At 49.0% G+C, this 15,248-nt stretch carries 14 protein-coding genes; 10 read left to right on the top strand and 4 right to left on the bottom strand.

The features are described 5' to 3' along the window. Positions 1-37: 37 nt before the first annotated feature. The 7 genes from minC to atpC all read left to right on the top strand — a co-directional run bounded on the left by minC (position 38) and on the right by atpC (position 7,144). Positions 38-985 carry a septum site-determining protein MinC gene (minC, locus tag NG833_RS08325; protein WP_254564827.1) on the top strand — a complete coding sequence of 316 codons (948 nt, stop codon included), beginning with the start codon at positions 38-40 and terminating at the stop codon, positions 983-985. 174 nt (positions 986-1,159) lie between these two features. Continuing rightward, entirely contained in the window at positions 1,160-1,957 is a 798-nt protein-coding gene (gene minD / locus NG833_RS08320; protein ID WP_254564826.1) for a septum site-determining protein MinD, read from the top strand. 33 nt (positions 1,958-1,990) lie between these two features. Next, complete coding sequence (gene minE, locus NG833_RS08315) at positions 1,991-2,431, top strand: cell division topological specificity factor MinE (protein WP_254564825.1); 441 nt, start codon at positions 1,991-1,993, stop codon at positions 2,429-2,431. 949 nt (positions 2,432-3,380) lie between these two features. Further along, the gene (locus NG833_RS08310; RefSeq protein ID WP_254564824.1) at positions 3,381-3,560 is read left to right on the top strand and encodes a hypothetical protein; all 180 of its coding nucleotides are present in this window, start codon (positions 3,381-3,383) and stop codon (positions 3,558-3,560) included. Between the two features lie 255 nt (positions 3,561-3,815). Continuing rightward, positions 3,816-4,706 (top strand): choice-of-anchor L domain-containing protein, encoded by an 891-nt coding sequence (locus NG833_RS08305; protein ID WP_254564823.1) that lies wholly within the window; start codon positions 3,816-3,818, stop codon positions 4,704-4,706. Positions 4,707-5,183: 477 nt separating this feature from the next. Next, the gene (gene atpD / locus NG833_RS08300) at positions 5,184-6,632 is read left to right on the top strand and encodes a F0F1 ATP synthase subunit beta (protein WP_254564822.1); all 1,449 of its coding nucleotides are present in this window, start codon (positions 5,184-5,186) and stop codon (positions 6,630-6,632) included. Between the two features lie 104 nt (positions 6,633-6,736). Next, positions 6,737-7,144, top strand: a complete 408-nt coding sequence (atpC, locus tag NG833_RS08295; RefSeq protein WP_254564838.1) for an ATP synthase F1 subunit epsilon — start codon at positions 6,737-6,739, stop codon at positions 7,142-7,144. 113 nt (positions 7,145-7,257) lie between these two features. On the opposite strand, the gene NG833_RS08290 is transcribed toward atpC, so the two are convergent. From NG833_RS08290 to NG833_RS08280, 3 genes are all read right to left on the bottom strand, one after another. Further along, on the bottom strand, positions 7,258-7,563 hold the full coding sequence (locus NG833_RS08290) for a hypothetical protein (protein WP_254564821.1): 306 nt from the start codon (positions 7,561-7,563) through the stop codon (positions 7,258-7,260). Between the two features lie 116 nt (positions 7,564-7,679). Then, entirely contained in the window at positions 7,680-8,291 is a 612-nt protein-coding gene (locus NG833_RS08285) for a DUF3177 family protein (protein ID WP_254564820.1), read from the bottom strand. A gap of 182 nt (positions 8,292-8,473) precedes the next feature. Beyond that, positions 8,474-8,695 carry a Calvin cycle protein CP12 gene (locus NG833_RS08280; protein ID WP_015149967.1) on the bottom strand — a complete coding sequence of 74 codons (222 nt, stop codon included), beginning with the start codon at positions 8,693-8,695 and terminating at the stop codon, positions 8,474-8,476. 465 nt (positions 8,696-9,160) lie between these two features. Between NG833_RS08280 and NG833_RS08275 the strand changes: the two genes are divergently transcribed. The 3 genes from NG833_RS08275 to NG833_RS08265 all read left to right on the top strand — a co-directional run bounded on the left by NG833_RS08275 (position 9,161) and on the right by NG833_RS08265 (position 13,705). Then, positions 9,161-10,381, top strand: coding sequence for an FIST N-terminal domain-containing protein (locus NG833_RS08275; protein ID WP_254564819.1), 1,221 nt, complete (start codon positions 9,161-9,163; stop codon positions 10,379-10,381). A 615-nt stretch (positions 10,382-10,996) separates the two neighbouring features. Beyond that, complete coding sequence (locus tag NG833_RS08270) at positions 10,997-11,989, top strand: hypothetical protein (RefSeq protein WP_254564818.1); 993 nt, start codon at positions 10,997-10,999, stop codon at positions 11,987-11,989. A gap of 21 nt (positions 11,990-12,010) precedes the next feature. After that, positions 12,011-13,705 carry a hypothetical protein gene (locus NG833_RS08265; RefSeq protein WP_254564817.1) on the top strand — a complete coding sequence of 565 codons (1,695 nt, stop codon included), beginning with the start codon at positions 12,011-12,013 and terminating at the stop codon, positions 13,703-13,705. 172 nt (positions 13,706-13,877) lie between these two features. Here NG833_RS08265 and NG833_RS08260 read toward each other — a convergent pair whose 3' ends face one another. Further along, entirely contained in the window at positions 13,878-15,044 is a 1,167-nt protein-coding gene (locus NG833_RS08260; RefSeq protein ID WP_254564816.1) for a metallophosphoesterase, read from the bottom strand. Between the last annotated feature and the right edge of the window lie 204 nt (positions 15,045-15,248).

The raw sequence follows: 15,248 nt of genomic DNA, 5'->3' as shown, positions 1-15,248 counted from the left end.
AATCCCATCAACGGGATGGCAATAGGCAATATTTGGCATGAGTTCTGATACGTCACTCTCTCCTATCGAATCAACCGAATCAACCGTTTCCGAACCGGGGGATCTTCTTTCCACCAACTCGGACAAGTCCATCCTGTCTGAACCGGCAGAGTCCCAAGATAAACCAGCCGAGTCCACTGTTTCCGAACCGGGAGAACCGAAGGAAACCGAACCCGAAGCGATTTCCGAGATCAAGGCGATCGCCCCTAATGCACAAGTTCGGTTTAAAACCCAAGAGGACGGCACCCTCTTACTCCTATTGCCCAACGAAAGTAGCAGTAACGATGCCAATACCACAACCCAGGTGACTTGGACCGAAATTTTACAACAGATTCGACATCGCCTGAATGCAGGCGATCGCTTTTGGCAAGCAGACACCTCCGTGCAGTTAATCGCTCAGGACCGCTTATTAGATGGCAGACAACTCCAGGCGATCGCTGAAGCCCTCGCCGCATCCAAACTCAAACTAGAACGCATCGAAACCTCTCGTCGTCAAACCGCCGTTGCCGCCGTCACCGCCGGATATTCCGTCGAACAACGCACCACGGTTACTCCTTTTAATCCCAACCCCGTCGCCACGGGAAAAGCCCTCGCCGACCCCCTGTATCTGGAAACCACCTTGCGATCGGGCGTCGAAATCCGTCATCCGGGTAACGTCATCCTCGTCGGCGATGTCAACCCAGGCGGATCTATCATTGCCGATGGCGATATTCTAGTTTGGGGACGGTTGCGCGGACTTGCTCAAGCCGGTGCCAATGGCAACGAGCAATGCATCGTCATGGCACTCCAAATGGAACCCACCCAAATTCGGATTGCCGACTGGGTAGCGCGCGCACCGGAACCCCTCCCTGACTTTTATCCAGAAGTCGCCTACGTTTCTCCCGAAGGGATCCGAATTGCCAAAGCTGCTGATTTTTCTAAAGCTCAGTTGGAATTAAAATCTTAAGCGATCGCATTCCACTCAACCAAGGGTTCCGCGATCGTGCTAAATTAAATCGGCTCGTTCGATCGTGACAGCCTTCCAAAAGGTCCGTCGCTTTGCCTCTCTTCTTTAAGATCCGGGAGAGTCAGACACACCAACCGATCCACTAGCAGTTAGTTGTAGAGTCGTCTTCATTACATGAGTCGCATTATAGTCGTCACATCGGGTAAAGGGGGAGTGGGCAAAACCACCACCACAGCCAATCTAGGTATGGCTCTAGCAAAACGGGGCCGCAACGTTGCTGTTGTGGATGCCGATTTCGGCCTGCGAAATTTAGACTTGCTTCTGGGATTGGAAAACCGGATCGTCTACACTGCCGTCGAGGTACTCGCCGGTCAATGTCGCTTAGAGCAGGCATTAGTCAAAGATAAGCGGCAGCCCAACCTATCCTTGTTACCAGCAGCCCAAAACCGCATGAAAGATGTGGTGACCTCGGATCAGATGAAGCAAATTGTCGGCCAATTAGTCGGGAAGTATGACTACATTGTGATCGACTCTCCCGCTGGGATTGAGATGGGCTTTCAAAATGCGATCGCCGCCGCCACCGAAGCCATCATCGTCACCACCCCCGAAATCGCCGCTGTTCGAGATGCTGACCGGGTTGTAGGCTTGCTCGAAGCCAATGGGGTCAGGAAAATTAATCTGATTGTCAACCGCATCAAACCCGCAATGGTCGAAGCCAATGATATGATGTCCGTCGAGGACGTTCAGGAAATTCTCGCCGTTAACCTCCTCGGGGTGATTCCCGACGATGAACGAGTCATTGTGTCTACCAATCGCGGCGAACCTTTAGTATTAGCCGATCAACCCTCCGTGGCAGGAGTTGCCTTCGACAACATTGCTCGCCGTTTAGAAGGTGAAAAGGTTGAGTTTCTGGATATGCGCGTTCCTCAGGACAACTTTTTTAGTCGTCTGCGGAAACGGATTTTCGGGTAAGATAATGTAAGGCTCTACCACACCCCTAGCACCATGATTAGCGAACTTATCGAAAGACTTTTCCCTCGAACTGGCGATGACAATAGTCGCGAGGAGGTCAAGCGTCGTCTAAAACTGGTGCTGGCTCACGATCGCGCTGACCTCGACCCGGATACCGTCGAGGCGATGCGAAAGGAAATACTTCAGGTGGTCTCTCGCTACGTCGAACTCGACCTGGAAGGGTTGGATATTTCCCTGGAAAACAACCAGCGTGCCACAGCCTTAATTGCTAATCTCCCCATCCGCAGAGTCAAAGAGGAAAACCCTTCACCCTCATTTACCCCATCTTCCGCCTCTCCCTCATCCCCCCCATCCCCCCCATCTTCCGAATCTTCCGAATCTCCCGAATCTCCCCTATCTTCCGAATCTCCCCTATCTTCCGAATCTCCCCTATCCCCCCTATCCCCCCCATCCCCCGAATCTCCCCCATCCTAATCCCAACTTCTCCCGGTTGCTTCAGATGGGCGATCGCATCCCCCTCCCAGTTGGCTTCTTGATTGAGGCCCGCTTTTTTTAGTCTAGATAGAACTTACGCATATTTTGAAAACTAACCCTAAATGTAGGGGGGATTCGCGAATCTCCTCTCTCGATCGGCATGATTGATTATTCTCTATCTTTTATCTCATCTGAGCCAAAAGGAACAAGAAACCGGGTTTTTGGCCCAGATTGGGTGGTGTCACCCCAGAGATGATGTGAACAACCCCGTTTCTAACCCCTACTGTACCTCCAGACTAAAAGGGCGATCGGTCGCGGTTAACAACCCAATTTCTTCAGAATATTTCTAAGGAATTGAGAGTCTCATCCAAAATCTAACGGACAAAATGCTTGACAAGATTGCCACAGCAGAGGTGGGAATTGTTTAGATAGCCACCCCTTTTTCCCTTTGAGGTGAGCCTATTTAATCCCGAGACAGTTCTCAACAAAATCCCGAAACCCTACCCTTTTTATTTCTCGTATTACCCGGATTTTTACAAAATTTCGTGAAGACTTGAAATCACCCGTTTGATGGAGATAAGGGGACATTAAACTACAGCCCAGGCAAATCACAGAGGCCCAATCCTAACCCCTTGTAAAGTTTTCATGTTGCTCTTATATTTTTTCTGTAAAGTTAAGACAAAAAAACGAGCGCAGGCAACTCCGGATTTTTACGGAAATATGAAGAAAAGTAAATTTTTTGAAGCCGATAGTTTCTTTTCCTTAAAAGGAAACTCCCTCAGAGCCTTCTCAATCCAGGATTTGAACTGAAATCCCTCAATTGGAGATAGTTTGAGTTAGGATCTAAGGTGGGAAACAATTCACCCAACCTTTAATTCTCAATCTCAATCCATTAAGGGTGTGTCAACAGGTATCCCAGGTTTCTGTGAGTTGCCACACATACTATCTAATGCTTCCACTTTTACTGTCTACCTGGCTCCTGATGGGTTTTGGGGTAGATGAACCCAACATCAAACTCTGCGGGTCCAATTGGCATCAACCCCAACTGGATCGCTCCTCATCTTCTCATCAGTACATCGAAAAACCCATTTCTTCCCACTATCGCGGCAGTGCTAGGGATCGCGATTAACTCCCCTATGGTGTTGCATTTCGCTCTCGATCCGTCGAGTATCCCTGACGAAAATCCCACAGGTTAACCCCTTTTCCCACTGGCCATATCCCTAAAACTGGAGGCGTAGAATCTGTTGACCCTGACATCAGCCCTGATGATACCTCGGTCAAGTCGGCTAACCTTTTTGGATTCTTAAATTTTCAGTAGATCTAGTGAGTTTGAGGTAAAGTAAAGTTAACCCAAACTTGAATCATATATTCTTCCAATCCGATCATGAATCTTTACAGAAACTTTACAATTGCAGCAGCACTGACATCAGCCGCTGCTATAACTTTCTTTAGCCCCTCGGCTAAAGCCTTTACGATTACCTCGACTAACAATACCCAAACTTTGCTGGATGCACTGCTTGGTCAAACCTATGGATTGAGTAATTTCTCAATGATGATCGAGGGCGAGTCAAAAGCAATGGGTTTATTTGAAAATGACCCCTTTGGCTTAGGTTCAGGCATCGTCCTCAGTACGGGTCAAGTCAGCGAAATACCAGGTCTAAATACTGTAGATCGCGAATTGATCACTTCGAATACTTCGAATACTGAGTTGCTCGGTGACCTGAGTACATATTTTTTCCATAAAGACACCCCTGACTTGGTTTCTCTAAAGATCAGCTTTGATGCGGACCAGACCGCTAGTAAGTTATTCTTCCAATATGTGTTTGGTTCTGAGGAATTTGTAGAATATGGAGGGAGTGGATTCAATGATTCCTTTGAGTTGTTGCTCAACGGAACCAATCTTGCCAAGCTGAGTGATGGTAAAAAGGTCACGATTAACAATCTAGTGCCTAAGCCGGAAGGGCCTTTTCACCCGGACTATATCAACAATCCGGCTGGATCTGACACCTTAACTAAACTGGATGGCTTTACCCAAACCCTGACCTTTGAGGGACTACTGCTGCAAAATGCCAGAAATACTCTCACGATTAATATCAAAGATGTTGGAGATGGCCAACTGGATTCCGCTGTTTTCTTGAAAGGTCGGTCGTTGGGAACGGCCCTACCCCCAGACTCGGAGAAAGTTCCAGAACCGGGTTTAGCGATCGCCTCCTTGGTTATGGGGGGTCTCATCCTCCGCAAGGGCCGCAAATCCTCCTCCCGTTCCCAGGACTAAAATACTCTATAAAGCTGACTTGATGGTTAACGGCTGAATCCACCACCGATTGCTCTGACTCTCAGGGTGCAATAACTATTCAGGGGCGATTCTTCTTCGGGTTTCACTTCAGGGCGATCGCACTCCTGGGCATTGGGTCACTCTTGAAGTCACTTTTTCGCTAAAACTATCATGACCCCGGGTAATACCCAGAGGCTCAAGATCTAACCGAACCTTTCCTCTATTCAACCTATCTATTGTCTTCCTATATTTCTAATTAATAATTTGCAATACTTCTAGGCAACGCTCAGAAATATGTCCCGCCCCTTGGTTCTTAGCCGGACTAAAAAAAGTGACTTCAATTCACCAAAACTATCACCAAAAATAGAAGTGTCAGGCGATCCCAATTAGTGATACCCTTGAGGATGGCAAAAATAACGCTAACTCAGAGCGTCAGAGCGGATCCCTTTAGCTAGAATTATCGAGAAAGACCCAAGCATGGTAGCCACCGCAGAAAAAACCAACGTAGGACACATCACCCAAATTATCGGCCCCGTTATAGATGCAAAATTTCCCGCCGGGAATATGCCACAGATCTACAACGCGCTGAAAATTTCCGGTAAAAATGATGCCGGACAAGAAGTTGCCGTCACTTGCGAAGTGCAACAGTTACTTGGTGACAACCAAGTTCGTGCCGTTGCCATGAGCGGAACCGACGGATTAGTTCGCGGCATGGAAGTCGTGGACACCGGCAAAGCCATCAGCGTTCCCGTGGGAACCTGCACCCTAGGCCGAATTTTCAACGTCATTGGCGAACCCGTAGATAACAAAGGGCCAGTCAATGCCGAGCAGAACTTCTCCATCCACCGTTCAGCCCCCGCCTTCACCGAACTCGAAACCAAACCTTCGATTCAAGAAACGGGCATCAAAGTCATCGACTTACTCGCTCCCTATCGTCGGGGTGGAAAAGTCGGTTTGTTTGGTGGAGCCGGAGTCGGCAAAACCGTGATCATCCAAGAGTTGATCAACAACATCGCCAAAGCCCACGGCGGCGTATCCGTCTTTGGTGGGGTGGGTGAGCGCACCCGTGAAGGAAATGACCTTTACAACGAATTTATCGAATCCAAGGTTATTAACATCGATAACCTCAGCGAATCGAAAGTGGCCCTAGTCTACGGTCAGATGAACGAGCCCCCGGGTGCCCGGATGCGCGTCGGTCTTTCGGCCCTAACGATGGCGGAATATTTCCGTGACGTTAACAAGCAAGACGTGCTGTTGTTCATCGACAACATCTTCCGCTTCGTGCAAGCCGGTTCCGAAGTATCCGCCCTGTTAGGCCGGATGCCTTCTGCTGTGGGATATCAGCCCACCTTGGCCACCGAGATGGGTGAACTCCAAGAGCGGATTACCTCCACCACGGAAGGTTCCATCACCTCGATTCAAGCGGTTTACGTTCCTGCGGATGACTTAACTGACCCCGCACCGGCGACCACCTTTGCTCACTTAGATGCCACCACCGTGTTATCTCGGGGCTTGGCATCCAAAGGGATTTACCCGGCTGTGGATCCGTTAGATTCTACCTCCACCATGCTGCAACCCAGCGTTGTGGGTGCAGAACACTACGATACCGCCCGTGCCGTGCAAGCCACCTTGCAGCGCTATAAAGAACTGCAAGACATCATCGCCATTCTCGGTTTAGATGAATTGTCCGAAGATGACCGCTTGACTGTGGCGCGGGCTCGGAAAATTGAACGGTTCTTGTCCCAACCCTTCTTTGTGGCAGAAGTGTTCACCGGCTCTCCCGGTAAATATGTGAAACTGGAAGACACCATTAAAGGATTCCAGATGATTCTGTCAGGAAAACTGGATGACCTGCCGGAACAAGCCTTCTATTTGGTGGGCGATATTAATGAAGCGATCGCCAAAGCCGAAAAAATGAAAGGCTAATTGCTTAAACGCGCGCTCTTGCTAGTGGTTAATAACAATTAGACGCTATTAACCATTAGCTCGGGTGAATTCGCGAGTAACTCTTGACAATTGAAAACTGGAATATGACATTAACGGTTCGCGTGATTTCCCCAGATAAAACGGTCTGGGATTCTCAGGCTGAGGAAGTGATTCTGCCAAGTACCACAGGACAACTGGGTATTCTCAGCGAACACGCTCCTTTGCTAACTGCCCTCGATGTGGGTGTAATGCGGGTTCGTGCCGATAAAGATTGGGTGGCGATCGCCCTGATGGGGGGTTTTGCTGAAGTGGAGCAAAACGAAGTCACCATCCTGGTTAACGGTGCTGAACAGGGCGACAAAATTAACCTAGAAGAAGCTAAAAAAGCTTATTCAGAAGCAGAAACCCGTCTGAATAGCTCGACCACGGGTACCCGTCAAGAGCAAATTCAGGCCAAACAAGCCCTCAAACGAGCTAGAGCTCGGGTCCAAGCCGCAGGCGGCATGGGTTAACTGATTAACGGTTTAACTGATTCAATCAAAATCGATTGGGGTGAAGGCGGCAACAGTCATGACTGGCTGCTTCACCCTTCACCTTTTTTATCCTGTAAATTTTATACCCTAAATTAGACTCCCACACTGTCGAGTAAAGGCTGAATCGTCTCCCAAGTCAGTCCTTGTTCAATATAGTCGGGGTTTTCTGGATTTAAGGGACTTTTAATGCGATCGATTTTAATAATTTTACCCGAGTCCGGTAAGATGGGCACATCGGGATCGAAAGCCGTGGGACGGGTTAAAGAACTGGAAAATCCCTTGAAAATTGTAATTTCATCCTGTTCTTGATCAATTTCTGCCGTCACGATCAAGACTTCCTGGGGACGTTTTTGAGTATATTTTTCGAGACGTTGACCCGCAGAGAGAGTGATTGCCATCGTTCAAGTTTCAGTCGAGTTTAAAATGAGCGGGGATTTCAGAATCATCTGGGGCGATCGCAAGGGGGGAAATCGCCCCTTGCTCTACAACCCGGTCCAAACCAGCCAAAACAGCATTATTGACCCGTTGCCGATCGCCCTTGCTTACCCAGACGAATCAGAACAAAGTAAGCAAAACAAACCACATAAAGGACTAAACCCACCAGTCCCCAAAATCCTAATAAACCGGGGTCGCCATTGGGATGCAAAATTTCTTTAAAACCCCAGGGGGGATCTAGCCAAACTCGGCAGGAAGCGTTATTTAGGAGTGCCGATTGATTAGAGAACGCACAACCTAAAAAGGGGATTTGAATTAAAGTTCCCACTGCCATATAAATGGAAATCGCCCAACGCCAGGAGGTAAAGACCAGCTTTAACGGAGACTGAGGGCGATCGTCCAAATCTTCATTGAGATCGACCCAAAACCACAGAGAAAGCGGAATTAAAAAGCGAGCTGCGAACGCCGAAATAAAGCTCAGAGGCACCGCCCCAATCATCAGATAGACCGTAATGGCAAGTAAGCTCGAAACCCGCCAATAAATTATCATTAACCGCTGAATGGAATCGGCATTCTGAGTCAAAGACCAGATCAGGAGAATCAGCGGCAGGATTACTGCAAATAAGACAGCTAGTCGGTAATCCATCCAGACTAGCGGTTGAAACCAAGGTTGCTCCATTGTGGATTTCATGACCATCGAACGTTAGCATTGTACCGTTGGTCAATAGACGACCCCGGGCGATCGGCTATTTTGAACACCAACAAGCAGAAGCAACTGGACCCTCTAACTAGAGAGTTCCAGTTGCCAAAAAAAAGAAATTGCAATCGAGGTTAAAGCCCTTTATCCAGAGTTATTCCCTTGCAAACTCTAATTTATTCGTCATAGATCCGGCATTCAGCCGCATCCGGGTTGTCATCACAATATTTCTCTAAAGAGCTTTTGGGCTTTTGTTGCCGCTTGTGGGCTGCTTCGGCTTGCACTTCTTCAGCCGCATCCCAGGCTGCTGCACACTCTTGGGAGTTGGCTCCGCTGGTATCGCAGACAGCGCGGGCATTTGCAAGCTCTTGTTCGATTTGTTCTTGGATATTGCTCATAGCTTTTTGTTTTCTCAACAACTTTGGCACTATGGAAACTATGGAAAAGGTTTCCGCTCAATCTTAGCGCTAACTTCTTTGGGTGGGTCTGGTAGAGGGCTGGGAACCAACCGAAGACCTTAGAAGGGGCCTGGTTTGGACAGAACGCTAATTTCTTTTACCAGAGATACAGGAAACCAGGGCTGTGGCATTGTATCCGTTGTTATTTTTTAAGATTCTGCGGTTTGACCCATTCCCCCCTCAGTAGATACTCTACTGTCTTATTCCCTAGAAATGTTAAATTATTTTAACACAAGCCTCGATAGCCTTGCAGATCTAGGCTTGGAGGGGGCGATCGCCACAGGTCAGTTGGTTCATGGAGACGCTTTAGGGCAGTTGGCCCCCAAAAATCCGCTAAAAAATAAATATCTTTAACACTCAAAATTTTAGGACTCTCTCAAAAAGGTGGAACCCGTGGCAGACGAGATGAAGTGGGCAAATGCATTGTCAACCCGTCCTTCATTGGAAGGGGCGGTATTCGAGGTCGTCGAGCGATCGCAGCAGCTATTATCAGCCCCAGCGGATCTGGGCTTTGTATTTATTTCCTCAGCTTTTGCCAGCGAATATTCGCGGCTGATGCCCTTACTGCAAGAGCAGTTAGGGGTTCCCGTTCTCATTGGCTGTTCCGGTAGCGGGATTATTGGGATGGATGGACAACAGGCCGCCCGAGAACTGGAAGAACAGCCCGCCTTGAGTCTAACCTTAGCCTGTTTGCCTGGAGTCCAGGTAGAAGCCTTTCATTTGGATGGGGAAGAACTACCGGATTTAGATAGTCCTCCCGATGCCTGGGTAGAGGCCATTGGGGTCCCCGCAAGTAGTCACCCCCACTTTGTCATTCTGGCTGATCCATTTACGTCAAAAATTAATGACTTATTGCAGGGGTTAGATTTTGCTTACCCTGGGTCGGCTAAAGTCGGGGGATTAGCCAGTGGGGGAGCAATGGGAAACACGATGGCATTATTTAGCGGCGATCGCCTCTATCGAGAAGGGGCCGTGGGCGTGGCTTTGAGTGGCAATATTGTCCTAGAAACCATTGTCGCTCAGGGTTGTAAGCCGATTGGCCATCCCTTTACCGTCAAAGAGTGTGAGCGCAATATTCTCCTAGCCCTCGATGCCGGTCCTTGTGGTTCAGGGGTCTCTCAAAGACCCTTAGAAGCCCTCAAAACCGTGATTGAACACCTCAACGAATCAGACCGGCAGTTGGCCCAGCATTCCTTGTTTATTGGCATTGCCCGGAATGAATTTAAAGATGAATTGGAACAGGGGGACTTTTTAATCCGCAATGTCTTGGGAGTGGACCCCAGAGAAGGAGCCATTGCCGTGGGCGATCGCCTCCGTCCCGGCCAACGCATCCAGTTCCATCTCCGAGATGCCCAAACCTCTGCCGAAGACCTAGAAATGCTCCTGCAACGGTATCAGAGCAGTTTTTCGGGTTCCAGTTCTTCCGTGGGAGCATTAATGTTTGCCTGCCTCGGGCGCGGTGAGCAGCTTTATGGTCAGCCTGATTTTGACTCTCGTCTATTTAGGCAATATGTCGGGAACATCCCCGTGAGTGGCTTTTTTTGCAACGGTGAAATTGGCCCAGTGGGGGGTGGAACCTTCCTTCATGGATATACGTCCGTATTTGGAATATGTCACCCTCTCTAAAAGCTATCCATCCGTCGATTAACTGAGTGTTCGCTCACCCCTTAGGGGAAACGCCATCGCAGTTATCGATTTCTTGAATGCTGAGTTGGGCTGACCGTAATTACCTTCCTTCAACGGAGGGAACCGCTGCCAATTGGTGAAAGTCTTTCACCTCTTTTCTAAAGTCAATTTAGAAAATTAAGAGCTGGAAACGGTTTGGCCCCGATTTCTGGGGGAGTTTTTACTTTTTAAATCCCCTATCACCGGGATAAAAACAGTAAAATTCCCTAAATTCACGGAGATTTTAGGAGACAAAAATTAACAAAAAATTTCATGTTCAAACCGAACATTTAGTTGATTTGTTTTGTGCTATGTTAGCGATTAGCAGATAAAAATTCTGCTAATTTTACCTTCGTCTAGGCAACCCGCATTGATCCGGGAGTTTAAATTTTAAAAAATAAAAAAACTCTAGGATTTGCATCCATTTATTGGATGTCTGGCTTTTCTTTCCCATCCATCCCATGCTGTGGATTTGTCTGCCAACCCTCCCTTTTTCATCCAAATCTGGGCGGTTGAGACTAAGTTCAAGACAATCCAATGGGAAACAAATGAGCAAGTTTCCTCATCGAAAATTTTATGAAGATTTGGCCTGTCCAACCTGCGATGCTCGCGATCGCATTATTAGGACCTCTCGGGTGGAGTACCAGCGCGATCGCGCAAACCCTAAGCCCCTTAAACCTTGACGCTCCCACCCAGGACTGTCAAGCCTGCTTACTCGATCGCCTGACCACTCCCACCCTGGGTTTCCCCCTTGCTCCCAATCATACCGACCTCTCCCGGACCAGTCCGGAAATGAGGTCCCAAACCTCTGATAATCCCACCGGGCAAAACGTCAGAGCAAAAACTCAGCAACTTCAGCAGCGCCTACAAACCCTGCAAGAAGTGCCACTGCAACAAATCTATCTCGGAGCACCGGGAACCAGTTCTAATACCCCCACCGCTTATGGGGGACGCTTTGGCAGTGTGGGAGTCGGCTTAAGTTATCAAGAACGAACCCGTTACACCGACAAAGCCGATGGCACCGCAGGTCTCGTCGTCAGTTTTGGAAATCCCCAAACCGTCGTCGGCTTCGATGTGGGGGTCAGCGCCTTAGACCTCTCAGACTATGGCGATCGCGGTTCCTTTAACTTCAAAGTACACCGCGCCCTTCCCGGTGACCTCGCCGTAGCAGTTGGACTCGAAAACGCCTTAATCTGGGGCTTTTCCGATGCCGATACCAGCCTTTACGGAGTCGTCAGCAAGCGATTTCGCCTCACCGAAAATAGCCAAGACCCCTTTAGCCGACTGTCCGTCTCTGCCGGAGTCGGAAACGGACGCTTTCGCACCGAAGACCAAGTGCAAGAAGACGAAGGGAGCATCGGCGTATTTGGTAGCGTTGCCGTGCAAGTCATCCCCCCGGTCAGCGTTTTTACCGAATGGACGGGCCAAGACTTAAACATTGGAGCATCAGTCTTGCCCTTTCGCAACTTACCCATAGTCATTACCCCAACCCTAAGCGACATCACTGGAACCGCTGGTGATGGCACTCGCTTTTCAGTCGGAGTTGGCTACGGAATGTCCTTTTTTTAACCCAAATTCAGGAGGGTGAACGTGAAAATTCTCTATTTCTTACTCAAAACTGGTCTGTGTCTCAGTCTGCCTCTCGGGTTTTCCCTAGCGGCCACTCTGATTGCCCCGATTCCAGTCCAAGCAGAAACGAATCAATCGGATAGTACCGGCGCGGGTTCAAATTCCGGCACCATAATCAATAGCAACTCCAATATCAAAGTCACCACCACCATTATTACCAACCAATCCGATAGTACCGGGGGAGTCATTGGCGGCGGGGGTACGATTATTCGAGAAATTACCATCTCGATTACCCGAATTTTAATCGACGGCAGTTTGAGCAACCTTTCTGCATTTCCCACCCCAACCCCTTCCGGGGAAAGCACCACAACCACAACCCCAACACCAACCCAAACCCCAACCCCCACACCACCTCCCACCATCGAACAGGTTCCGACCCCGGAACCGGCACCGGTTCTGGAAACTACGGTTCCTGAACCCACCCCTGAACCCCCACTGCCCACAGCCCAAGCGCCAGAACCCCAACAATCTGCTCCCGTTTCCACAAATCAATCGGATTCCACCGGAAATACTCCCACAGAAAACCCGGTCCCCGTATCTGTGGAACCCCCACCCCCCGCGATTCAAATTTTGGAACTCCCCCTCGGACCGCAACGGTTTGTCATGCTGGTTCCTCCCGGTAACAATGGACGCGGCAATGCTTTCGGAACTCTAGTGGCATTAGGGAACTTAGGCGAACTTGCTCCCATGCGCCTTTTATCAAGTTGGTCCTGGGGTAGCTGGGGGGGAATGCTCGTCCGAATTGGCAATCAGCGCGTGTTTATTAGCCTTGCTGGGATTTCTCCGGGTTCCTCTGAAAATAACCCCGTGTTACCGGGTGGCATGGCCAATGGAGCCTTTAGCTTCGTGGGCGTGGTCACAGGGGCCTGGTTTGACCCTCCGGTTGCCGAAGGATTCCGCTACACCATGACCTCGGATTCTCTGTTTACCGAGATTCAAGACTTCCCCACAGGTTTCCCCAATCCGTTTACCGTCTCCGTCAATGGTCAAGAATTGGGTGAATTTGGTCCTGGTGACTCGGTAGATTTTACCCAGTTTCCTGGCGGTGGGGTCAAAGAGTTTACCATCACGGGTCTAACGCCCTTAGTCGATCCAGAAAACCCCATCGCCTTCCCTTTGAAAGTTGGGTTTGATACCGAAACCGCTGATTTTACAATGGCTGCGATTCTCGATCCCGAAGCGGTAGCGTTCTATGAGGAAAATCCCGTCGGGCCGCAACCTTTCACCTTTAATATTCTCAGCGATGGTGCCCAGAGGGAAATCGTCCCGGCTGCTACATCGGAAGTCTTGCGCGAAAATGCCGATCGCATTGCTCAAGGAATCACCGATTCTAGCAAACGTCAGCAATTCTTAAGCACTGTCGCAGCGGTGGAAACCGATTTGAACAAATTATCCTCTACCTTCCAAACTTTACTCCCCGTTGGTGGTGGACTAAATGCCACGGGATTAAATCCATCCATGACTTCAGTGGCAAGTCTGCGTCAGTCCCTACCCCTGTTGCTGGAACAGTTGGCTAATCTCTCGGATAATGCGTCTGAATCCGAGGCAATGGCGATCGCCAATATGATCAACGAAGTCGAAGGCATGACCAGCTTACTCGAAGCAGTCACCCCCATGCTGTCTCAGATGCGAGATTCCATGGCCATTGCTCGCTAGGACAAGAACCCCGGTTTCTGTACCAGAAACACAGGATTCTAAGGTTAACTAATCCGCCCAGGACTTACGCAATCCATAACCTTAAACCCTAAATGTAGAGGCGATTCGCGAATCGCCTCTACATTTAGGGTTTTTTCTTTAAAAAGGCGTAACTCATGTTGAATATTCCCACTCATGCTGATTTAGACAAGACCAAGGTCCCGTGGTTGTCCATTGCCACAGGTTGTTGTGAATCCGCCCGATCGCCATTTTGCAAATTCCCCCCGGCACTAAAGCGTTGAAAATAGCGGCGGACCTGGGGTGGAAACTCGGGAAAATCAAAACTGCCATCTCCACAAGCAATATCCGCCCAAAAATAACGTAAAGTTGGGGCAAGAATGGACGCTTGAGACTTGGGTAAATTCAGCGGGGAACCCATGAGTAACTGCATCATAAACGGATGAGAGCGATCGCCCATCCATTCTCGCGACAGTTCCAACAATTTTGGCCATCCCGGGACCGACTCAATCCGATGGGTGCAAATATCTAAACAATGCTGACCTTCTTTATCCGTGCGATAGTGAAACACCCGGTAGGGATGAGGATGACTGACTAAAGAACCAGTCGTGATATCATAGATGCCATGATCCGAGGCGACATCCTGGACGTGCAAATGTCCCGTTAACACCAGCTGTACCCCTGCCTCCTGGAGCATTTCCACCAGAGTCGGTGCATTGTCTAACATATACCGCTGTCCCATCGCGTGTTGGGATTGTCCCGGTAAATGTTCTAAAACATTATGGTGAATCATCACCATCACCTGTTCCTCTGGAGTGACCCGATCCAATACCCCTTGCAACCATTGCAATTGCTGTAAATCCAGCCGCCCGAGTTGCTTGCCATTTTCATCAAATTGGTTAGAATTAAGACCAATTAGCCGGACTCCAGGTAAGACCTCATGGCTGTAGTAAAGTTGCTCGGGATTCTGATAACCAAATTGACGATAATAATAGGGAAAATCAGCCAGACCAATCGACTTTTTATCTGCGATCGCCACGGGCACATCATGATTTCCCGGAATGACATAAGCAGGAAATGGCAATTTTGTCAAGCAGTCTGCTAACCATTCATGATTGGCCGGTTCTCCATGCTGAGTTAAATCCCCAGGGAGGAGTAAAAAATCCAGATCCAGTTGAGCTAAATGGGCCAGGGCAGCTTCTAAAGCCGGGATACTCACTTCAACCAAATGAAACCGGCTGGGGTGATCTAAAATCGTTTCCGGGACAGCAACGTGCGGATCGCTGATCGCGGCAAATTTAAAATCTCGGACTGTTTTCTTTGCCAAAATTTTCCCAGTCATAAGTTATAAAATAAAAAACGCAGAGTTGAAAAAACAGAGGGAATCAAAAAATGGCTATCAATTTCACAAGGGATTGACCTCTACTTCAGGTTTCTCAGGACCATTAAAATTCGGAGTGCATGGCCCAATTCCGGTGTTTTCTTCTGGGTTTGATAGCCTCCAAGAGGAACTCAACTGGAGTTTAAACTGTATTTAGTTTACCAA

This window comes from Oscillatoria sp. HE19RPO (assembly GCF_024220515.1).
Taxonomy (GTDB): Bacteria; Cyanobacteriota; Cyanobacteriia; order Cyanobacteriales; family Laspinemataceae; genus Laspinema.
The sequence above is the reverse complement of the archived record's forward strand: the minus strand, read 5'-3'. Positions and strand labels throughout refer to the sequence as shown.

Coding starts and splice junctions, on each gene's coding strand:
- minC (WP_254564827.1), top strand. CDS start 38: ATGAGTTCTGATACGTCACTCTCTCCTATCGAATCAACCGAATCAACC.
- minD (WP_254564826.1), top strand. CDS start 1,160: ATGAGTCGCATTATAGTCGTCACATCGGGTAAAGGGGGAGTGGGCAAA.
- minE (WP_254564825.1), top strand. CDS start 1,991: ATGATTAGCGAACTTATCGAAAGACTTTTCCCTCGAACTGGCGATGAC.
- NG833_RS08310 (WP_254564824.1), top strand. CDS start 3,381: ATGCTTCCACTTTTACTGTCTACCTGGCTCCTGATGGGTTTTGGGGTA.
- NG833_RS08305 (WP_254564823.1), top strand. CDS start 3,816: ATGAATCTTTACAGAAACTTTACAATTGCAGCAGCACTGACATCAGCC.
- atpD (WP_254564822.1), top strand. CDS start 5,184: ATGGTAGCCACCGCAGAAAAAACCAACGTAGGACACATCACCCAAATT.
- atpC (WP_254564838.1), top strand. CDS start 6,737: ATGACATTAACGGTTCGCGTGATTTCCCCAGATAAAACGGTCTGGGAT.
- NG833_RS08290 (WP_254564821.1), bottom strand. CDS start 7,563: ATGGCAATCACTCTCTCTGCGGGTCAACGTCTCGAAAAATATACTCAA.
- NG833_RS08285 (WP_254564820.1), bottom strand. CDS start 8,291: ATGAAATCCACAATGGAGCAACCTTGGTTTCAACCGCTAGTCTGGATG.
- NG833_RS08280 (WP_015149967.1), bottom strand. CDS start 8,695: ATGAGCAATATCCAAGAACAAATCGAACAAGAGCTTGCAAATGCCCGC.
- NG833_RS08275 (WP_254564819.1), top strand. CDS start 9,161: ATGAAGTGGGCAAATGCATTGTCAACCCGTCCTTCATTGGAAGGGGCG.
- NG833_RS08270 (WP_254564818.1), top strand. CDS start 10,997: ATGAAGATTTGGCCTGTCCAACCTGCGATGCTCGCGATCGCATTATTA.
- NG833_RS08260 (WP_254564816.1), bottom strand. CDS start 15,044: ATGACTGGGAAAATTTTGGCAAAGAAAACAGTCCGAGATTTTAAATTT.